The sequence below is a fragment of the Candidatus Methylacidiphilales bacterium genome, from assembly GCA_030054035.1.
In the GTDB taxonomy this organism is placed as follows: Bacteria; Pseudomonadota; Gammaproteobacteria; order JASGCS01; family JASGCS01; genus JASGCS01.
In genome coordinates this window covers 1-20,790 of record JASGCS010000015.1, presented here as the reverse complement: position 1 = coordinate 20,790, position 20,790 = coordinate 1, and the positions used below count along the sequence as shown (strand labels likewise).

Sequence of the window (20,790 nt, the reverse complement as noted above, 5' to 3'; positions counted from 1 at the left end):
TATGAATTCTATACCATATATACCAGGATTAGATGATGTTCCAGCAAAAAAATCAAGTGTATCTTCGCTTGATGGTGAACAGGGTATTTTAGCCTACCGTGGTTACCGAATAGAAGAACTTGCCAGTCAAAGTAATTTTGAAGAAACCGCATGGTTATTACTGTACGGCGAACTGCCAACTAAAGTTCAGTTAAAAAACTTTAAGCAAGCGATCAGGACTTCAATGAAGCTAAGTGCAGACTTGGTAAAAGTATTAAAATCACTCCCCAAAAATACTCATCCAATGAAAGTGCTTCAAGTTGCAGTAGCAAGTGCAGCTTTAAAACCGGTTTCAGTGGCAAAATATCAAAAAGACCCAGCTACCACAAAAATAATTGAGCAACAATGTATCGCCTACCTCGGTATTGTTGGTGCAATCGTAGCGGGATGGCAAAGAGTCAGACAGGGAAAGGCTGTGCTACCCCCAAAGAGCAACTGGAGTTTTGCCCAAAATTTCTATTACCAAATGTTTGGTCGTGCTTCAACTGAAGCGGAAACGCGTATGGTTGATTCTTGTTTAGTTCTGCATGCTGAACATACCATGAATGCTTCAACATTTGCCACAATGGTTTGTGGGTCTACTCTTGCAGAATTACCTTTTGTCGTCGCCACAGGGGTAGGCACCTTGGCAGGTCCTCTGCATGGTGGAGCAAATGAACGAGTGATACATATGTTACATTCCATTAAAGGAGTTGCTTTAGTTAGAGATTATATTAAAAACAAACTAGAAAAAAAAGAAGTGATTTGGGGTATGGGACATAGAGAGTATAAAGTCAAAGATCCGCGCGCTAAGGTTTTACAAAAATTATTAGTTGAGTTTGAAGAAAGCAAAGGTAGAAAACCCCCAAAAGATTTTCTTATTGCTCTTGAAGTAGAAAAGGTTTGTGAAGAGTTGCTTGGCCATAAGGGTGTGTTTCCTAATGTTGATTTCTATTCTGGCATTTTGTATCGCGAACTAGGTATTCCGATTGATCAATACACTCCGATTTTTGCGGTATCGCGTATTGCCGGTTGGCTAGCTCACTGGAGAGAGCAGATTGTGGATAATAGAATATTTAGACCCACCCAACTGTATCAAGGTTCGTCAATCAGAAATTACTCATCTATTGCACAGCGCAGTTAAAAATATTTAAGTCAGGTTGCCAAGACTTTGATTCAATACCAAATATCCAAAAAGTAGTGTGGAAGATATTTTGGTGAGATATTGGACTTGCGATTTTTTTGTTTAGACATCCCAGGTCAATTTTTCTTGACTGCTCAAATGATTTTGAATACCACAGTATAAAAGGAACATTAGTCTGTTCAACTGGTGCATAGCTATAGGGAAGTCCATGGGCAAAGTTACCTTGTTCGCCGAGCGACTCTCCGTGATCTGAAGTGTACAGTAACACCGATGCGACGCTGTTAGTGTATGGTTTAAGTTCTTCAATTAAGTGAGCAAGCACATAATCGTTATAGAGAATAGTACTATCGTAACTATTGGTAATTTGTTCTACGCTACAAGTGGAAAAACTTCCTTTAGGGCAAATCGGATTGAACTGCTTAAACTCTTGTGGAGTTCTAGAATCATAATCAAAATGACTTCCGTAGAGATGGTACACCAGCAAAGCAGAGGAGGATTGCTGTTTAATTGACTGCATTCTTACCTTAAGATCACTAATAAATTGCTGGTCGTAACATCCAATAGCTATACATGGGTAAGAGGGATGATTACCAAATTTAGCATGAGGAATGTCATAGAGTAATCGTTTAAATATGGAATTATTACTAAGCCAAAATACTGAAACCCCCACTCGCATGAGCACATGGAGAAGATTTTCATTGGTGTATAGATAGGTTGAGCGATACTGTCTATGGTTTCCAAATTCTGAAAAAATACAGGGTACCGAGATAATAGTCTGGGTACCACATGAACTTGCATTGGTAAAGCTAATTACAGATTGTTTGCTCAGATAGGGGTTAGTTGCTCGAGGATAGCCATTAAGCGAGTAACTTTTTGCTCGTGCAGTTTCCCCAATTACCAGTATCATTACTGTTGGCAGGGTGTTGCTGTGAAGATTTTTTACCTGTGCATCAGGTGCGGTAACTTCTTTAGTAGTGAATGACAACCAAAACTCTTCAATGCCTGAAATTCCATGACGGATACTGCTATTAATTACATTAGAAGGGTAGAGTGCGCAACTCAATGTACCTGTGGCTGAGAGAATAACATGAAACATACGATGGGCGCCGACTGGAATTAGCAATACACCAATAACCAGCACCAATGAAAGTATGGGAAGGAGAGCCATGGTTAGTAATTTATTTTTATTGGTAACCTGTTGAATTGGCACTAGCAATATAAAAATAGCTGGCAATATGCCAAATAGAAATGTATTAATTAACGCCCCAGCATGGAGAAGTTCCAAGGTTTCATTTACATCGGTATTAAACGCATTGGCAATCATAGTTTTATCTATGCAGATTCCAAAGACCGATGTGTAATAATCAATAAATCCACCCAAGACAAATAAACCAGCTAGCGTTATTCTCAACCAAAGCATTGGCCAATAGCAGAACCAGATAAATATTACATTATAAAAAAATGCAGAAATGCCAAACAACCCCAACCGAGCATATCCCTCAATCCCATTTCCAGCCACAGGAAATAGCCTGGTGAATTGTGAAAAAATTGGAGCGCTTAGTACAAGTACAAAGTATAAATTTACCCCTAGTACAAGTACCAGTGGAGAAAGTGGTTTAAAAAATGGTCTTAACATGAGGCCAATAAATCATGTGGTTTTGAGTAACGCTTCGTAGCAATTGAAAAAATAGTTACTAAGGTATGGAAAATGAATTCATGGCTTACCTGCAGCGTAGAAGATTTTTCTTTAAGGCACTGATAGCGCTGAGGTTTTTTACTTCGGAAAGATTTGCTCATCCAGAACATCAATGGAACATGGGTTTGTTCTTTTGGGGCGATGCTATAGGGAAGACCATGAAACCAGATACCTCGTTCTCCAAGCGACTCACCATGATCTGAAGTGTACAGTAGTATAGATTGAGTTTTATTATCGTGAGAACGAAGTGTAGCAATTAATTGAGCTAGCACATAGTCATTGTATCGTATGGCGTTATCATAGCTATTAAGTATTTCTTGTGGCGAGCAAGATGAAAATTTATCTGGTTTGCATATTGGGGTGAAATATTTAAAGTTTTTAGGAACTCTTGATTCATAAGCAAAATGATTACCAAGCAAATGATACACCAACAATGAATGTCGTTTGGGTAGGGATTGAGATAATCTTTTGGTAAGATCTTCCACAAAAACTTCATCGTAACATGCGTTTCTTATACAGGCTGAAGTTTGGTAGAGTTTAGACGAAACCTTCTGGTTTGGAATATCTTTCATCAATGCAGGGATTATTGAGTTATTTGCCACCCATTGTACTGAAATTCCAAGCCGTTGCCAAAATTGAAGTGCGTTTTCTTGAGAAAATAAGTTATTGCGCTTGTATGACTCAGGGTTTGCTTTTGGCGAAAATATACATGGCACAGATAATAGTGTGTAGGTACCACATGATGATGCATGTGGATAGTTAATAATATCTTCACTGCGCAAGAGAGGATTGGTTTCTCTCTCGTAGCCATTGAGCGAGTAATTTTTTGCTCGTGCGGTCTCACCAATTACCAATACTACTAAAAGGGGTAATTGTGAATCCTCACTGCGTATAGTTGCTGCCGCATCAATAGGTGCGCGAGGGGTGCGTTCTATTGCCCTTCGTTCTTGCCAGTCTCTGATATTTCTTATACTTCCTACGATACTATTTGCTGGAAACAGAGTGCAGTTAATCTGACCCTTTACCGAAAAGATCACATCTTTAATATTACTTGGTAGTCCATAGAGTATTACAATCAGGAGCAAAAATGATAGCACAGGCGTCATGAGTACTCCGACCCACCATCGCCATCCTGATACAGGAGTTATACGAACTAGTAATAACAGTACCACAGCCGGTAATGCAAAAATTATAATATTCCAGATCAGTCCAGGTGTAAATAGTTCTGTTACTTCATGGACATTGGTATTAAGGATATTGTGGATCATATCCTGGTCGACGCAAACCCCGTAGTAATTAGTAAAAGTGTAATGTATCGCACCCAGTACTACCAGAATTATTGCCATAATTCTGAACCACCACCTATGTAATAATAACACCCAAAGGAAAAAAACCTGGTAGAGAAAAATTACTAGATAATACAGAATGCGTGAGAATACATTATCTTGGTCTGGAAACCTAGTGGCAAAATGATCGTAAAGAACTAACGAAGGAATGCTCAATGTAATTGAGCAATAGCATACAAAAATCAGAAAGATAGCCCAAAAAGGCATCTGCCTGCCTTTTAGTAGAGAGGTTACACGCGAAAAAATCACAAGGTAATATTATCGCACTTCTGATGGGCAAGATGCGACTATTTTTTCAAATCGATCTAGCCATTCTGATGAAAATTGCGAGCGATACCATTGGTAGAGCACCGGAAGTATCTTTGACTTGATTTTCTCTCGTTCAATTTGAGTAATAAAATTGATTGTCCCGCCCACACGCTCAATGGTAGTGATACTATCGCTAAGATTTTTTTTCGGCAGGTTAATCGTGGCAAGTCTCAAAGCGGTGAAACCTTGCTCAACCCATTCTTGCTCTGTGGCGCTAAGCCCATTCCATTTTTTCTCTGAATACCACCACAGCGCACCCATATATTGATTATTATCAACTGAATAATATTTGAGTGATTTATGTAGATTAACACTGACGAGATCCGGAAGACTGTTGTTTGTCCCATCTACCACACCTTCTGAAACTGCGGTATAGAGCTCGGACCATGGGACTGGAGTTGGACTGGCGGAGAGCGCGCGAATAAATTGAAAATGTAAATCAGATGAAATGACACGAAACTTAAGTCCAGAAAAATCATCGTAGTTAGTAATCGGCCGTTTGTTATTTGCAAACGCCCTCCAACCTCCGGTATTTCCAATCGTCATTAGCCGTATGTTAGATTTATTGGCTAACACTTTGTCGCGCAAGCTATCAACGAGCTCACCTTGAAACACACATTCAGCTTGTGTATCATCGTTTAATATGTACGGAAAGTCAATGGCAATTGCCGGTGGATAAAACGCACTGAGAAATCCAAAAGTCGTCATGTGTATTTCTAATGTCCCAGCCCTGAGCCCTTCTACACATTCTTGTTCGTTCCCACAAAATTGTCCAGAAGGATATATCAGTACGGAGATTTTTCCACCACTTATTCGTTCTACGGTTTCTTTAAAGGCCAACGAACCAAAATAATCTTCATCATTTTTAGAACCAAGAAAAGCGATCTTGATTATTTTTTTACTTTCCGTAAATAGTGATTGAGAAATAAAATATATACATACAGTAACGATCACCACACTCAGTAATCTTAAAATGATAGTAAGGCGGGGCGTCATTGTTAGAGTAAATTAAAAGTTCTTGGTATCCATAAGGTAAGTTCGGGTATGTACGTTATTAAAAACACCACTAGGATTTCAATTCCTAAGAGGGGGAGTAATTCCCGAACCATTTCTTCTAACTTGATTTTTGTTAATGAACATACCGAATTAAAAACTAATCCAACTGGAGGTGTTGCTAGTCCAATAGATAGATTTACACACATAATAATTGCAAACTGAACCGGGTGAACACCATGCTCCACAAAAGTAGGCCCTAATGCTGGACCTAGGATGAGAATTGCTGGTCCTGCATCTAAAAACATACCAATACCCAATAAAAGTATATTAAATATAAATAGTAACATATAAATATTTGTAGAAGACTCGGTAACAAATTTAGAGAGAAATTCAGCCATTCCAGAGACGGTTACCAACCAACCAAAACTTACTGCAGCTCCAACTAAAAATAAAATTACGCTAGATTGCCTAACCGTGCTTGCTAGTGCTTGAGGCAGTTCGCGTAGCGAAGTCGGATTTCTAAAAAGCGTAATGAGTAGCACATAGATCACTGCAATCACTGAAGATTCGGTAATCGTAAACACTCCTGAGAGTACCCCAACAATAATTATGATTGGCATCATGAGTGGTAGGATACATTCCTTAAAAGCCGCCCAGATTTCACGAATGCTCGCGCGAGTGGCGTTGGCTGGATAGTTTCTTACCCGTGCAATAATCACATTGTAAATGGTGAGCGCAATACCCATTAATAAACCAGGGATAATCCCACCGGCAAACAAGGCCGCCACATTTAAATTCATAACATAGCTATAAAGAATCATCAGTCCAGAAGGAGGGATGATTGGACCTATGATTGCTCCAGCTATAACTAAGGCAGCGCCAAATCGTTTTCCAATCCCTTCTTTTTCCATAATTGGTATCATAACTTTGCCTAAGGCACTCGCTTCAGCAACCGCAGATCCAGTTAAGCCTGCAAAAAGTACTGATGACATAACGCTGATATGGAGAATTCCGCCGCGTAAGTGACCAAGTAAGGCTCTTGATAACGCAATAATGGAATTGCTCACCCCGCCGAGGTTCATGAGCTCACCAGCTAAGACAAAAAAAGGCACAGCCATAAGCGGAAAAGAATTTATTCCATGGTACATTCTAGAGACCAGCGCGACAAAAAAATCACTTTGCCCATCCCAAATTAAACTAAGTAATGGTGCGCATAATAATACTATCGCGATCGGCATTCCGAATGCCATCAAAAGTATAAAAATCCAAATAAACACAAAACTCATAATGAACTCCGCAATAATGTATATTCGTCAATAGCTAATTCAATTGCGACTGGAATTAATAAGAGAAATGATGCTGGCACGACCCAATAAAAATAATTATTGGTGATATTAAAAGTTGGATTAATTAACGTTGCTCCATTATTATAAAATTCAATTCCAGTGTTAAGTAAAAATAAAGCTAAAACAACTACTAAACAATGTAATAGTAATTTGACGAAATGTTGAAACCAAGGCCACCAAGACTCTATAAGCATTTCCATGCCACTATGGAGATGTTCTCGGTAAACATAGGGAGAAAATAAATAAGTAAACAGTACCATCATAAATTTGCTTAAGTCTTCACTGATCCGAGGTGAATACTGAATGGTGTAGCGAAGTAAAACCAATACCGTGATAGAAAGGACCATAATTACTAAGGCAACCACTCCGGTCCATAAACAAAGTACGGACATGCGATGGTTGAATAATTTTAAGTAGTACAACATCACCCTTGCCAGTGCTCTACTATGGTTATTCCTTCCCCAACATGCTCAATGTCTTTTCCAAGTGGAATGGTAGCTGTAGCCTTGACAAAGACTAGATATTCATGTACGCTTAAATTCATACTATATAATTTAGCACCTTCAAATTGTTCGTGCGTAGGAAATCGTGACCAATTTCCTTTTGGTAGGTAGAAAGTAACATTTCCACCTTTGTGAATACATGGAACAACTAAAAGCGAAGGGCCAAATAAAAACTGAGTATCAAATTGCCAAGCTAGTGGATCTTCAGGAAAGGCTAGAACCATAGCTCTTTGCACGGGCAATCCAGTATCGCAAGATAACTCAATACATTGTTGTAAATATGGAATTAACCGATAACGCAATTGCACTAAGGACATTATTTCCCTAAACACCTCGTCGCCATAACTCCATGGCTCTCGTTCACCTATGCCATGGAATCTCATATGTGCGCTAAAAACTGCCATTTGACACCACCGTATATATAGTTCGCTATCGCGAGTGTCTCCATAAAAACCACCTATATCAGTTGCGAAAAATGGACCACCACTCAATCCCCAAGACAATGAACCGCGGATACTTCCAGCTAATCCCCCAAAGTCTGCTTGCGGATCACCTCCCCACAGTGAGGGGAATCGTTGGGAGCCACTCCAACCAGATCGGCTAAACATAAAGGCTTTTTCACCAGCAAACATTTTACTGGCTTCCCAACAACAGCGATTGTATAAAAAGGCATAGACATTGTGTAATTCTTTTCCACTCATTCCATTGCTTGCGATAACATCCTCATGGACTTGTTCTCCAAAATCAGGCTTTAGCATCACGACTCCTGCGTTAAAAATATGCTTATGTTCCATTTTCCAAAACTCATAAGCAAGAGGATGGGTAAAATCAATTAAAGCAGAAGGTTCTAGAGGAGTCAGTACCGAACCCCAAGGCGCATCACCCCATTGATGAATATAGGTCTTTCCTGTTCTACCATCCTTAAGAAAATATCCTTTGCTTTCTAGTTCTGCAAAGCGAGGATTGTGAATTGAAACTAATGGATACTCCCAATTACAAACCTCAAAATCTAAGGCACGCAGTTCATCTACTACGGTACTCGGGCTTGGGTACCTAGCCGGATCCCATTCAAACAAAAATCTCGTCCGAGTATCTTGCCATGCCCTTCCATCAAAGGTGATTACATCACAAGGGAACTTCTTTTCTCTAATTTCTTTTGCTACTTTTACAATTTCTTCATGGGTGCGATAATATGCTCTTGACATAATCACCCCTAAACTATATAGTGGTGGCTTCTGAGCAAATCCTGTTAACCTACAATATTTATTAATTATTTCTGCACCACTTCCAGCAAACAAAAATATATCTAGTACATCACTCTCTACCGCTGCCACAATGCATCTATGGCTCCACATGCCATAACCAACTGCATGGGTTACAGGGCTTCCCCCATGAACAAAATACCCCCAACCTGCAGTGCCAAAACAAAATGGAATATTTTTATAACTTATCTCAGCGTTAACCCCAAGTGCATCTTCATTCCAACTTCGTACTAGACTGCCTCTATGATTCAGAGCGCCCCATTTCTCCCCTAAACCATACACCCCCTCACCTTCAACTAAATTCAAACTTAAAATCCACGCCCCATCTACCCGACTAAGCGGAGGCACTCTAAATGTTCTAGAAAAATGACCATCCACCCCACTTTGTTGTACTATTTTTCCATCTACAATATATTTAAAGTTAAATGGAGAAAAACCTATCTCAACTACCCCTGAACTGCTTTCATAAATACAACCACCCTCAACTAAACGAAGAGTACCACTAACTACTTGCAATTCACCAGAGATTATTCCCCAATTAATACCCGTACCAATTTTTAAACGAAGACCGCCACCCGAGAATGCAACAGATAACACCCCCCCATCTACCATAGTTAGCTCAAGGCATGTCCCTACCACCTTAACTCCTTTGATAGAAATTGCGCCTATTTCATCCCAAGCCATAGCTTCGCTGATATTACAAAGTCCATTTTTTTCCATAAATTCCTGTATCTATTTTTTTATTATTATCACCAAAAAGTTTTATTAATAGTATATACTTATTATCAATCTTGTATAAGATACAAGAGGAGTAGATAGGTAAGTAAAAAAAGTAAGTAAGTAAGTAAAAAAACATTTAAAGGAGAACTTATGAAAACATTTATTAAAATTAGCTTATTAACCGTACTGTCAACGATGACATTGCATACATTTGCTGCAGAAAAAACATTGACTGAAGAGTTAGTCGTCACTGCTCAGAAAAGAGAGCAGAGCGTTGCTGATGTTCCTATAGCGATTACGGTTATCACCGAAGATCAAATCAATAATTCTTTTAGCGCTAATGTGGAAGGACTTCAGTTTCTCGCCCCCTCACTTACTTTTAAGAAAACAAATTCAGCACACAACAATGTCCTCATAGTTAGAGGCATCGGAACTGTCTCATTTAGCTTTGGCACAGAACCTTCAGTTGCCGTCGTGGTTGATAATATCGTGATGGGAAGAGTAGGACAAGCTTACGCTGATCTCTACGATACCGCAAGGATAGAAGTGCTTAAAGGACCACAGGGAACACTCTTTGGTAAAAACTCTTCTGCAGGTGTCGTTAACATTACCACCGTAAGACCAACAGAAGATTTCTCTGGATATGTCAAAACCCAATATTTTTCAGATGATGAATATCGTGGCACATTCAAAATCAATGGTAAGATCACCGACAAAGTCAATGCAAGCGCAACCCTCTTCAAAGGCAAATTTGATGGCTTTCTCTTTAACAATGCCACAAACTCTAAAACCAATGGATACGATAGAAGTGGGGCAAGAGTTATGGTTGATTTCAAACTACAACAAGACCTCAATGTCCTAACCATATTTGAAACTTATAACTCTAATGATAATTGTTGTGTAGATGTTCCAGGCGCATTAGTTAAAGAAAATGCCAATTTAGCCGCTACCCAAGCGTACTTACGATTATTCTATTCAATTCCAACACCAGGTGTTAATGCTGCGGTAGGAACCACAGCTACCATTGATGGATTAAATGGTAAATATAAACTAAAAGGCGCTGACACCGAATCAATTCTTCAAGGTGTAACCACAGATAAAACCAACACCACCGCTTTCTCAGTTCAATTAAACAAAAGTTATAAAGATGGTAACCTTATCTCTATAACTTCAGGAAGAAAATGGGATCATGAAGAATTCAGAGATGAAGATCTCACCGCACAAGATAAACTCCTTCTCCCAGGAACAGCATTCCAGCAGTCCAAGGGTCCAGAGAAATGGAGTCAGTACTCTCAAGAAATCAGATTTGATGGCAAAGATGATAAACTCAACTATAATGTTGGGCTATATATCTGGCATCAAAATGTCGGTTATAACTTCACCAGATGGGCTGCAGCATGTCCATCACCACTTACTGCAACTTCAGGAACACCTCCAGTAACCGCAGTAGCTTGCTTACTTGTAAATCCTGCTGATGTCTTAAGTAATGCGCAAGCCCAAAACCAACCGCCCTACGCTTTTAATCCAGGCTCAGGAACTTCTTATGCGCAGTTATTGCAAGTTGCATCAGCTACTGGTTATATCAAGGCCTTATTTGAAAACAAAGCATTATTCTTTAACATTGATGCTGAAGTTTATGAGGACTTTAGATTGATCGTTGGGGCAAGATATACCAATGACTATGTCAGTTATAAACATAGAAGAAACAATGAACTCGGTTTTGCAGGTGCGCCTGGGGTTGCAGGAACTACTGATGCTAACGAAGCTACTATTAGCGATCGCACCACGGAAGAAAATCTCTCTGGAAAATTTGGCTTACAAGGAAAAATAGATAATACCACCATCTACGCTTCTTATAGTTCAGGTTATAAAGGTCCAGGTTGGAATCTCTACTATAACTTCAACTCGGTAAATGATGTCAGACCAATAGCAGCAGAATTAAGTGACGCACTTGAGTTTGGTGTAAAGGTGGCTACTGATGATGCTTTAATAACATTTGCCCTCTATGAGACTACCGTAAGAAACTATCATGCTAACTCATTTATAAGCATCAATAATTCATTGGTCACCACATTAACAAATGCAGGCAAAATAAGGTCAGAGGGAGTAGAACTAGACTTTATTTATAAACCCACAAGTGAATTTACCTTAACCGGTGGCTTCAACTCAGGGAAAGCCGAGTTTGTGAAGTTTAATTGTAGTGGTCAAAGAGATATAGCTAGATGCACTGATCACAAAGGGTTACCTATCCCTTATGCAGCTGACTTAAAAGCAAATATTGGATTTGATGTTAGTGTTCCTGTAGATGGTAAGGATGTCTTTACATTTAATGCCACCTATTCGTTTGTATCAGAACAGTTAGGAGATATGCCAGCATTAAATGTAAATTCCTCTAGGAAATCAGAAAGAGCAGATGGCAAGTTCTGTGCAGATAATACCGCAACCTGTTTAACTTACGTTAAACACCCAACCATTAAATACTCAACAGCTTCGGGAACAGCTGCTGCACAAAATTTAATTTCGGTAGGAGATGCGGGAGATTTAATCGGTATCCCTAAAGGATTTTACATACCTGCATATGACATTGTCAATGTAAGTTTTGGTTATAGCATGGATGATGATGCCTATAAAGTTGCCTTCATTATCAAAAACCTACTTGATAATCGCTTCTATACCGGTTACACTGGTACTGCGACTGGCAATTGGGCATATCGCTATCAGCTATCCCGTGAATCACAAAGATACTATGGAGTTGACTTTACGGTAAAGTTTTAATTTTAATCACTAAGTACTGTTGTATAAAAAAGCCCTATCAAAAATATAGGGCTTTTTTATAGGTGTTATGATAAAGTAATGTAATCAAATTATAAAATTTCTTTAACGGAGAGCGAGAGTTTATACACACAAATGATTGAAGATAAAACGCTTGAAGTAAGTACGGGCATTTACCATGTACTAGACAGAATTAAAGAAACCACACAGAATCAAAAAGAGTTAGGAACTAATTTTGAGAAATTAGCACTTGAATATAATAAAATTCAGTTAACATGGAAAATATACCTTCTTTAATTACCGAATTAACACAGGCAAATATTGCAGCAAATATTGCAGTAGTGCTGCTGGTTGCTTATTGTATTTATAAATTTAAATTAATGGAATTCCGCCAGGCATCACTTGATCAAAAGATGGATGATAAGTTCAAAAATGTGGATGATAGTTTTAAAAATGTGGATGATAAGTTTACTGAATTAAGTATTCAAATTAAAGAAATATTTCAAGAAATTAAAGAATTAAGAGTTGATATGATCATGGAGATTAAAGGATTAAAAAACGAAAATACAGAGTTGCGAAAAGAATTAAAAAATGATATTTCAGAATTGCGAAAAGAATTAAAAAATGATATTTCAGAATTAAGAGCTGAAATGACCAAGGGGTTTGATTTAGTTGCTAATGATATTCATGCGGTTAGAGTAGATATTACTCGAATATCAGAAAGACAAGATTCCATGCATGCGAGAGTGCTGTTGCTCGAAGGAGCGCGCAGTTAATAGGTCCAGCTATCTTGACTGAGGTCTGTCTGTTCGTCTAAATCTATAATGACAGAATGAGCCTCATAGGAGAACCAGCTTGTGAATAGTTGCCAATCCATGTTATTTGGCAGCAAATCCTTATGTTCGTCTCCTAGTATCTGCAGGACATGAAACTCTATTATTTTTGCACAATGCTGTTGCAAGTAGCTGTCAGTTTCAGTTGAGGTTTCAAGTGTGGGTAATAGAAAAGTATATTTTGAATCATACCCACTAACTTGTGGAAGTGTTGGATTAGTATCAATAGCTTTTAATTTCTCTGTTATCCATGAAATGAATGCTTCCTTTCTTTGAACAATTGCTATGGTACGGTTTATTGTTTTTGGTTGGTAGTTATTGGATTTCATGAATATAAAATACCACAATTTTGTGAAAATTTCAATAGTAAAGTACTTATTTTTTTATCTTAGGTAAAAATCCCCTAAAAAACTGCTGTATGATATGTAAATATGTGGTTATTGATATAGGAGAGGAGTATGATTATTACCAAAAAACCCTTACTGTGGGTAGTTACAATGCTTATTGTTATAAACAATTGCCTTGCAGTGGATATTAAGCCCTGGACTGAGACAGTGGTTAGCGTTTCTAATATTAGTAATAGCGCTAGATTATTTCGTGAGTTAGGAGGCTGGAGATTATCAGAAAAGGGTACTGTTTCAAGAGCTGAGTTAGACTATTGGAAATTGTCGGATTTAGTTTCGGCAAAGTATGAGAGATTCTGTGCGCCTCAAGCAAAGATTGGTTGTATTCGCTTTATCCAATACACTGGGGTTGAAACTCGCCCTATTAGATTAGCTAAGCGAGCTTGGGATAGTGGTGGGATTTATTCTATTATGGTTCGTAGCAATGATGTACATTGGTTGTTTAATCAAGCCCTCGCACTTGGTTGGTGGGCTGAAAGTGAGCCAGTGGAGTTTACTTTTAAGGGCAGCAAACTTCGCAATGTTGTGCTGACTGGACCTGATGGAATACAGCTTGCAGTGTATGAGAGAATTAGTCCGCCATTTAGTGGTTTTCCCGTTGGTGCAATTAGCCAATCGTTCAACTCAATGAGAATGGTTAAAGATAAAAAAATATCTCGCGATTTTTATGAACAGAAACTTGGATTTAAGCTAGTTTTTGATTCTGCTTTTGAGCCTGCAGAACCTTTCCCTTCAAATTTTGGTATTCCATTTAATTATACTCCTGTGATTAAGCGCAGTGCTGCAGCTTTGTATCCCATAGAGGGTGAGACGGGTAGGGTAGAATTAATGCAATTAGAGGGTTTTAATGGAGTTTCAGTTGCGGATTTTGCAAGGCCACCTAATCGGGGTATTATTTCGGTGCGTTTTCCTGTGGATAATGTATCATCCTATCGTTCAAGATTGATAGAGCAAGGAGTTGCCATTGCCTATGAAGCTAAAGCTTTAGAGATTGTTGGAATAGGAAAGGTTGATATACTTGCAGTGCGAGATCCTGATGGAGCTATCACTGAATTTTATCAAGTCATAGAGTAACTCCACCATTCAGTTCTGATTTACTATTGTAGTGATATGAAACTTAATCAAAGAGGATTTACAATTATTGAAGTGCTGTTTGTGCTGGTTATGCTAGCTTTATTGGTATCTATAGCGCTGCCAAGATATCTGAAATCGCTGGAAACCGCTAAAAAGCAGGTCTTGCATGAAACGCTGAATCAAACTCGTGAAGCAATAAATAGCTATTACCGAGATACAAGTTCTTTCCCTGTTTCGCTGGAGACTTTGGTAGAGAAGGGCTATTTAAATAAATTACCCATTAACCCATATAACAATTCTGATAAAGGTTGGAGTTATGAATATGATAATGAAAAAAATATCAGAGATATTAAGACGCCATTAGTGAATGGAAAGTAATCAAATGTATTGTATTATGGCTGGGGGTTGTTTTTGGTGCACCGAACATGCGATGAGCACTTGTCAAGGTGTGTTACAAGTGGTAAGCGGATACACTGGAGATAGTGAATTGGTGGCGTCTTATCGCGAGGTTTGTTCAGGTACGACAAAACACCGTGAAGCGGTAAAAGTTATTTTTGATGAGACTGTAGTGTCTAAACGCGAGCTATGGAACTATTTTTTAAATCATATTGATCCTAATGATAGGGGAGGTCAGTTTGCCGACCGAGGCTATCAATATCAAGCAGTGCTGTATTATCAGAATGCCGATGAGCAAAATAGTCTAACCGAACTTTGTGTTACGACTTCAGTGCAAGTTGAAGCGGAATTGCCATTTTATCTAGCAGAGGAATACCATCAGTGTTACGCGGATAAAAATCCATCCCATTACCAGCAATATTACTCAGGTTCTGGAAGAGAGAAGTTCTTCTGCAACCGTAATTAACTTCTATTGAAAATTAACTTCTATTGTAATAACTGTTTAATTTTTGCTACGGTAACAACCTCGCCATATTTTGCTTGCATGTCATGAAGGTTAGCGAGATGCGCTTCAGTGTTTCTATCTCCGCAGGCGTCTGAGACAACAAAAACTGGATAGTTATGTTGCAGACCATCAACAGCAGTTGCTCTGACGCAGCCACTGGTAGATAACCCAGTTAGGATAATGCAGTCAACCTGATTAGCGATTAACCATTGGGGAAGGTGAGTGGCAAAAAAAGCACTCGCCCATTTTTTGATTAAGATAAAATCTTCTTTCTCTACGACCAGTCTATGATCTATCTCATTCCAAGGAGAGCCTTGTTTAAGTTCAGCCAAGGCAGGTACCTTGGAACGAAATACTGAAGCCTCGTGATCGTTGGTGTAGATTACTCTAGTAAAACAAATGGGTAATTGTTTTACTCTAAACAGTGAAAGCAATTCTTGACAGTTAGCCACGACTTGATCTGCTGGAGATCCTAGCGAGCAATTTGTGTCAGTGAATCCTTTCATTACATCTATAACGAGTAATGCTGGATGATTACCAAACGGCAGAGACTTTTTTTCTAAATCCACTTACGGTGCGATTGGGGCATCTAACATTGTTTCTTTTTTAGCCCTTGCGCGCAGTTCCTGGAGATTTTTAAAGCCTCGATTGAATAGAGATGGTTTGCCGCGTTTCTTTTTAAGTTTTGTCCTTAAGGCTGCCGTGGCTTTTAGATCTAGAGCTTTACCCTTAATAACCACACCATAGCGAAGAGCACCCTTGATAGTTACCAAACCTTTCATAACATCGCTGAGTACGAGTGATGCGTCTCTTTGGTATGGATCGCCCCAACCTCCACCACCCCAAGTATTAAAGTGGAGACAATCTCCTTCTTTAACCACCACTTCGTCACATTTAGCGGGCAGGTATTCTTTTTTACCGTTTTTGCGTACGAGGATTTTGGCAGATCTCATGCCTGGTTCTCCACCAAGCACTCCCCATGGGTAGGTAAGCCACCGGTCATCATGAACACCAATTTTTCCATCGACAAGGAAACGATAAACAACATTTAATCCGTTACCTCCGCGATGTAGACCAGCCCCACCAGAGTCTGGGATAAGTTGATATTTTTCAATGCGCAGTGGAAAAAACGCCTCAATAAATTCATTTGGGACATTGGTAAAGTTTGGCCAAAGCGAATGACCATCAGGACCATCTCCAATTGGACGGCCGGGAATACCTCCAAATCCAATTTGGAAAAGCTGAAACCATTTACCTTTTTTGTCATACCCTGAGAAAAAGAGATGCGGGCTATCTGAAAATCCAGCAGCGTTTAGGAATTTCTCTGGAAGGCCTTGACCTAACATACCGCCCATGACATCAAAGATTCTTCCAATCAGGTGGGTGCGACCTGAAAGGGCAGCTGGAAATTTTGGTTTAAGCAAGCTACCTTCTGGTATGCGCACTTCAACGAGATCGTAAAATCCATCGTTAAACGGAATTTGTGGGTCGATTTGGTTGATAAAGATAGAGCCAAAAAACATCTTAAACATTGCTTCACTCAGATAAAAATTTACTGAGCTGTTGGCTTGTGGATCAGTACCTTCAAAATCAAAAATACATTTATCTTTCTCTCTCCATACTTTACACGCAACCTTATAAGGACCTTTACCCATGCCATCATCGCAGAGATAGTCTTCAAAGACAAAAGGTTTTTCTGGAATTGCCATCTGAATAATTGGAGCCATTGCTTTAAGATTTCTTTCGAGCATAAGATTCATGGTAGTTACAAATACATCAACGCCAAACCTATCAATGATTTCATTACATCGTTTTCCTGCGGTTCGACAAGCGGCCACCAGTGCGTTTAGATCAAAGCGATTCCATTGTGGTGTTCTAACATTGTTTAGAATTAATTCAAAGAGTTCTTCTTGAAAGACACCTTTTTTATAGAGTTTACTTGGAGGGATTCTAATGCCTTCTTGATAGATGGTTTCTGCTTTGATTGGGATACTGCCTGGTACCATTCCTCCGTTATCTGACATATGACCAAACATGGCTGACCATGCTACATGTCGTCCTTCTCGGTAGATTGGCATTAGGATCGTCCAATCAGGTAAATGACTTACCGCAGCTTCAACCGCGTAGGGGTCATTGGTGAGAATAATATCGCCTTCCTCAATAGTGCCTTTATAGTTATTCAAAAATCCATGAATAAAAGAACCAAATTGTCCAACCACCATTTTTCCCTCGGAGTTTGCTACCATGGGAAAACAGTCACCCTGTTCACGAATACCTGGACTCATCGCGGTTCTGAATAAAACCGTGTCCATTTCTTCACGAACATTTCGTAAGGCGTTTTCAATAATATCAACTGTGACTGAATCAACAGTAACTTTTTGAAATGGAAGATTGTTTGTAGAGATTACTTTATTTTTATTTGTCATGTGTTGTGTCCTCCTATAATTACTTGTTTGGGTTAATTAGTAAATTCCCAACGCTATCAACCTGGGCATTAAAACCAGGATGAATTACTGTAGTGGAATCCATTTCAATTATAATTGCTGGACCTTCAATTCTATGCCCAACATCTAATAGGTTACGATTGTAAAGTTTCGTGGCCACTTCTTTGCCAGCAAACCATGCAGGTGACTCGCTCATCAGTGCGTCAGATAATTTATTTCCTCGTTTTCCGATTTGATAGATTGGAGTTTTTGTTCTTTTTGCCATGGCTTTTACTCTGATCATTACCAGTTCATGACCATGGGGAAGTGAAAAGGTAAACAATTGTTCATGCTCTAGATTAAATCTACCAGTTAAGTGTTTGATCCCTTCCTGCTCAAGCGCTTTACGATTAAAGGGCAGGGTGATTTCAAACGCTTGTCCAGCATATCTGATATCTGCATGATATTCTAAAATTTGATTATTAGCGGGTATTCCATCTTGTTCAAGCGAATGCGATACTTTTTTCTCTAAAATATCTAATTCTTTTAATAAGAATGAAAGCTCCATGGCATCCATACTGGAAACCACACTTTTACTCGCTTCATCTTGTACTGCTGTGGTAGCGTCTCCATAGGCGCATAGCACCCCTGGTCCTGGTGGCACGATGGATGGCCAGCTGTTTAACAAGATACTAAGTGCGTTGGAATGGAGTGGACCTGCACCACCAAATCCCACTAAGGCAAAATCACGAGGGTCATAACCCTGTTCAATCGAGACTAATCGTAATGCTCCAAACATTGATTCATTAACAATTCTAATTATGCCATCTGCAGCGTCCATGAGAGATATCCCTAATGGGGTAGCTATTTCCTGGACAGCTTTTTTTGCCAGCTCTTTGTCAATTTTCATTTTTCCGCCTAGGAGTACATTTGCAGGTAAGTATCCTAGCACTACATTCGCGTCAGTTACTGTGGCTTTGATACCTCCTTTGTTGTATGCGGCTGGACCAGGCGACGCTCCTGCTGATTCAGGGCCAACTCTAAGCGCATTGGTAATATTTGCCACATAGGCAACCGAACCACCACCTGCACCAACTGAACGCACATCGACAGATGGGGCTCTAACCACGACATCACCAACTCTAGTCTCTCTTCTTTGTTTGGCTTCTCCATTTTGAATTAACGCCACATCAGTAGAAGTTCCACCCATATCAAAGGTAAGTACATTTTTAAATCCAGCCGCATTACAAAAATACAATGCTCCAGCCACACCTCCTGCAGGTCCAGACATTAATAAATTTACTGGAGACACTTGAGCGGCACGAGCAGTGGCCAAACCTCCGTCTGAACGAAGAATGGCAAGTTGTGAAGACTCACCGAGTGATTTAGAAATATTGGTTTGTAAGTTATGCACATATTTTTCCACTTCTGGCCGCACATAGGAATTGATCACCGTTGTTTCTGTTCTTTCATATTCTTGCATTTCAGGCACCACCTCAGAAGAGATTGAGACCGGTATGTTTTTTAAAATTTTCTCAGCGATTTTTTTTGCTTCTTTTTCATGGCTGGGATTAATGTAAGAATTGATAAAGCAAATCGTCAGTGCTTGAATCCCGCCTTGCTTTTTCATGGTGTTCAGTATTGAAGTAAGCTCTTTGGTATTTAACTTAATTAGAATTTTTCCTGAAGCATCTATTCTTTCAGAAACTTCAAACGTATGTTCCAATGGAGCTAAAAGAGGTTTTCTAATATAACTAGCCCACCCACCAAGCCCTCCTGGACAAAATGATCTTGCAACCTGAAGCGTGTGACGGTAACCAGAAGTAGTGATTAATCCTACTACTGAACCTTTCCCAGTTAGCACTGCATTGGTGGCGACCGTGGTGCCATGCATCACTCGGGTAATTTCTTTAGGTGAAACTCCCGAAGTTTCGCAAATTTGAGCTATGCCTTGTAAAACCCCAAGTGATGAATCGCTAGGAGTAGATGGAAGTTTTGCTGTCCAAGTCTGCCCAGTATCATCATTAATTAATAAAAGATCGGTGAAAGTTCCACCAACATCTACGCCTAATCTATACGCCATATCTATTTCTCCTTTTGTTATACTATAATTTTTGTTACACCAAAAAATGCTACCGTTGCAATACCCATCCAATAAATATATGCTAACTTTCTACCTATCGCAAGTGGGCCAGCAAAATACGATTCAACCTCTGGGGTAGAGCCTTCTTTTGCTAATCGCTGAAAGCCTATTACCCACCGTCTCATTATAATTCGCAATGCCAGTCCAATGCAAAGTAATAATCCAAATAATAATACTTTTAATGCAAACCACATACTTGTCTCTTTCATTTCAAAGAGTATAGCTCCTTCTCCAAAAATTGTCAGACTAGGAAAAGATCTTGTTGTAACTCCAATGATACCGATAATTATAAACAGAGGGATCACCACATATCTAATTCGCTCATCTATCATGGTTAACTTCCATCCCATTGCTGTGCCTTTAAAATAAAAAGCTGATAGCACCAATCCAATCCAACTGAGAAAAAATATCCATGAAATCATTAATCCATAACCAGTAATCGGTGAGATTCCATGCAGTGCTGCCATGTGAATACCAAGCAGTGGTAACACTAGAATCATACTGCGAGGCAGAATGTCAATTTGAAAACCAACCGCTAACGCTCTTTTGCGTTCATCAATATTTAGATTGCTATTTGCAACATTGGTAGAAGCATGAAACACTCCCCATTCTCCACCTAACCACCAAGCCATCGCTAAAACATGTAACCATCTAAATATGTTTAACTCTAATACTATATCTTGCATAATCCCTGGATAATCTATGAACATTTTAAGTCTCCTTTTGTTTTAGCTATTATATATTGTTAACCTCATGTTATAATATAGCGAAATTGTCTAGCAATGCAGAATATTCTTTATAAGAAGCATGGCATTTATGCCATTATTGTAGCTGTTGCTCAATTGAGCAATACAATAGCCTCACCCCAGCTATCGTCTATCCAAGATGGCCAAGCCACCG

17 protein-coding genes are annotated in these 20,790 nt (G+C 39.2%); 6 read left to right on the top strand and 11 right to left on the bottom strand.

From position 1 onward, the window contains the following. Nucleotide 1: 1 nt before the first annotated feature. Nucleotides 2-1,162, top strand: coding sequence for a citrate/2-methylcitrate synthase (locus tag QM538_07555; GenBank protein ID MDI9348342.1), 1,161 nt, complete (start codon nt 2-4; stop codon nt 1,160-1,162). Here the strand turns inward: QM538_07555 and QM538_07550 are convergent. The 6 genes from QM538_07550 to QM538_07525 are packed head-to-tail and all read right to left on the bottom strand — an operon-like array spanning nt 1,143 to nt 9,340. Then, nucleotides 1,143-2,798, bottom strand: a complete 1,656-nt coding sequence (locus QM538_07550) for a sulfatase-like hydrolase/transferase (protein ID MDI9348341.1) — start codon at nt 2,796-2,798, stop codon at nt 1,143-1,145. The two genes, QM538_07555 and QM538_07550, sit on opposite strands and share 20 nt — an antisense overlap. Beyond that, entirely contained in the window at nt 2,792-4,411 is a 1,620-nt protein-coding gene (locus QM538_07545; GenBank protein ID MDI9348340.1) for a sulfatase-like hydrolase/transferase, read from the bottom strand. The genes QM538_07550 and QM538_07545 overlap by 7 nt, the downstream gene beginning before the upstream one ends. Nucleotides 4,412-4,462: 51 nt before the next feature. Further along, nucleotides 4,463-5,509: a TRAP transporter substrate-binding protein DctP gene (gene dctP / locus QM538_07540; GenBank protein MDI9348339.1), complete on the bottom strand. Its 1,047-nt coding sequence runs from the start codon at nt 5,507-5,509 to the stop codon at nt 4,463-4,465. A 2-nt stretch (nt 5,510-5,511) separates the two neighbouring features. After that, the gene (locus tag QM538_07535; GenBank protein ID MDI9348338.1) at nt 5,512-6,795 is read right to left on the bottom strand and encodes a TRAP transporter large permease; all 1,284 of its coding nucleotides are present in this window, start codon (nt 6,793-6,795) and stop codon (nt 5,512-5,514) included. Next, on the bottom strand, nt 6,792-7,247 hold the full coding sequence (locus QM538_07530; protein MDI9348337.1) for a TRAP transporter small permease subunit: 456 nt from the start codon (nt 7,245-7,247) through the stop codon (nt 6,792-6,794). Before QM538_07530 ends, QM538_07535 begins: the two co-directional genes overlap by 4 nt. 32 nt (nt 7,248-7,279) lie before the next feature. Beyond that, entirely contained in the window at nt 7,280-9,340 is a 2,061-nt protein-coding gene (locus tag QM538_07525) for a glycoside hydrolase family 31 protein (protein ID MDI9348336.1), read from the bottom strand. 150 nt (nt 9,341-9,490) lie between these two features. Between QM538_07525 and QM538_07520 the strand changes: the two genes are divergently transcribed. Together QM538_07520 and QM538_07515 are read left to right on the top strand one after the other, a co-directional pair. Further along, nucleotides 9,491-12,115 (top strand): TonB-dependent receptor, encoded by a 2,625-nt coding sequence (locus tag QM538_07520; protein ID MDI9348335.1) that lies wholly within the window; start codon nt 9,491-9,493, stop codon nt 12,113-12,115. Nucleotides 12,116-12,387: 272 nt separating this feature from the next. After that, nucleotides 12,388-12,888 (top strand): hypothetical protein, encoded by a 501-nt coding sequence (locus QM538_07515; GenBank protein MDI9348334.1) that lies wholly within the window; start codon nt 12,388-12,390, stop codon nt 12,886-12,888. Here the strand turns inward: QM538_07515 and QM538_07510 are convergent. After that, nucleotides 12,885-13,274: a hypothetical protein gene (locus QM538_07510; protein ID MDI9348333.1), complete on the bottom strand. Its 390-nt coding sequence runs from the start codon at nt 13,272-13,274 to the stop codon at nt 12,885-12,887. The genes QM538_07515 and QM538_07510 overlap by 4 nt on opposite strands. Before the next feature lie 129 nt (nt 13,275-13,403). Here QM538_07510 and QM538_07505 point away from each other — a divergent pair, with 129 nt between their 5' ends. From QM538_07505 to msrA, 3 genes are read left to right on the top strand one after another with little or no spacing between them, the layout of a single operon-like run. After that, on the top strand, nt 13,404-14,423 hold the full coding sequence (locus QM538_07505; protein ID MDI9348332.1) for a VOC family protein: 1,020 nt from the start codon (nt 13,404-13,406) through the stop codon (nt 14,421-14,423). A 36-nt stretch (nt 14,424-14,459) separates the two neighbouring features. Continuing rightward, nucleotides 14,460-14,801 (top strand): prepilin-type N-terminal cleavage/methylation domain-containing protein, encoded by a 342-nt coding sequence (locus tag QM538_07500; protein MDI9348331.1) that lies wholly within the window; start codon nt 14,460-14,462, stop codon nt 14,799-14,801. 4 nt (nt 14,802-14,805) lie between these two features. Beyond that, nucleotides 14,806-15,285, top strand: coding sequence for a peptide-methionine (S)-S-oxide reductase MsrA (gene msrA, locus QM538_07495; GenBank protein ID MDI9348330.1), 480 nt, complete (start codon nt 14,806-14,808; stop codon nt 15,283-15,285). Nucleotides 15,286-15,305: 20 nt separating this feature from the next. On the opposite strand, the gene QM538_07490 is transcribed toward msrA, so the two are convergent. From QM538_07490 to QM538_07475, 4 genes are read right to left on the bottom strand one after another with little or no spacing between them, the layout of a single operon-like run. Continuing rightward, a complete protein-coding gene (locus QM538_07490; GenBank protein ID MDI9348329.1) occupies nt 15,306-15,893 on the bottom strand; it encodes an isochorismatase family protein in 588 nt (195 codons plus the stop codon). After that, nucleotides 15,894-17,750, bottom strand: coding sequence for a hydantoinase B/oxoprolinase family protein (locus QM538_07485; protein ID MDI9348328.1), 1,857 nt, complete (start codon nt 17,748-17,750; stop codon nt 15,894-15,896). It lies immediately after the preceding gene. Between the two features lie 19 nt (nt 17,751-17,769). Further along, complete coding sequence (locus QM538_07480; GenBank protein MDI9348327.1) at nt 17,770-19,830, bottom strand: hydantoinase/oxoprolinase family protein; 2,061 nt, start codon at nt 19,828-19,830, stop codon at nt 17,770-17,772. 17 nt (nt 19,831-19,847) lie between these two features. Next, nucleotides 19,848-20,576: a hypothetical protein gene (locus tag QM538_07475; protein MDI9348326.1), complete on the bottom strand. Its 729-nt coding sequence runs from the start codon at nt 20,574-20,576 to the stop codon at nt 19,848-19,850. Nucleotides 20,577-20,790 lie beyond the last annotated feature (214 nt).

Coding starts and splice junctions, on each gene's coding strand:
- QM538_07555 (MDI9348342.1), top strand. CDS start 2: ATGAATTCTATACCATATATACCAGGATTAGATGATGTTCCAGCAAAA.
- QM538_07550 (MDI9348341.1), bottom strand. CDS start 2,798: ATGTTAAGACCATTTTTTAAACCACTTTCTCCACTGGTACTTGTACTA.
- QM538_07545 (MDI9348340.1), bottom strand. CDS start 4,411: ATGCCTTTTTGGGCTATCTTTCTGATTTTTGTATGCTATTGCTCAATT.
- dctP (MDI9348339.1), bottom strand. CDS start 5,509: ATGACGCCCCGCCTTACTATCATTTTAAGATTACTGAGTGTGGTGATC.
- QM538_07535 (MDI9348338.1), bottom strand. CDS start 6,795: ATGAGTTTTGTGTTTATTTGGATTTTTATACTTTTGATGGCATTCGGA.
- QM538_07530 (MDI9348337.1), bottom strand. CDS start 7,247: ATGTCCGTACTTTGTTTATGGACCGGAGTGGTTGCCTTAGTAATTATG.
- QM538_07525 (MDI9348336.1), bottom strand. CDS start 9,340: ATGGAAAAAAATGGACTTTGTAATATCAGCGAAGCTATGGCTTGGGAT.
- QM538_07520 (MDI9348335.1), top strand. CDS start 9,491: ATGAAAACATTTATTAAAATTAGCTTATTAACCGTACTGTCAACGATG.
- QM538_07515 (MDI9348334.1), top strand. CDS start 12,388: ATGGAAAATATACCTTCTTTAATTACCGAATTAACACAGGCAAATATT.
- QM538_07510 (MDI9348333.1), bottom strand. CDS start 13,274: ATGAAATCCAATAACTACCAACCAAAAACAATAAACCGTACCATAGCA.
- QM538_07505 (MDI9348332.1), top strand. CDS start 13,404: ATGATTATTACCAAAAAACCCTTACTGTGGGTAGTTACAATGCTTATT.
- QM538_07500 (MDI9348331.1), top strand. CDS start 14,460: ATGAAACTTAATCAAAGAGGATTTACAATTATTGAAGTGCTGTTTGTG.
- msrA (MDI9348330.1), top strand. CDS start 14,806: ATGTATTGTATTATGGCTGGGGGTTGTTTTTGGTGCACCGAACATGCG.
- QM538_07485 (MDI9348328.1), bottom strand. CDS start 17,750: ATGACAAATAAAAATAAAGTAATCTCTACAAACAATCTTCCATTTCAA.
- QM538_07480 (MDI9348327.1), bottom strand. CDS start 19,830: ATGGCGTATAGATTAGGCGTAGATGTTGGTGGAACTTTCACCGATCTT.
- QM538_07475 (MDI9348326.1), bottom strand. CDS start 20,576: ATGCAAGATATAGTATTAGAGTTAAACATATTTAGATGGTTACATGTT.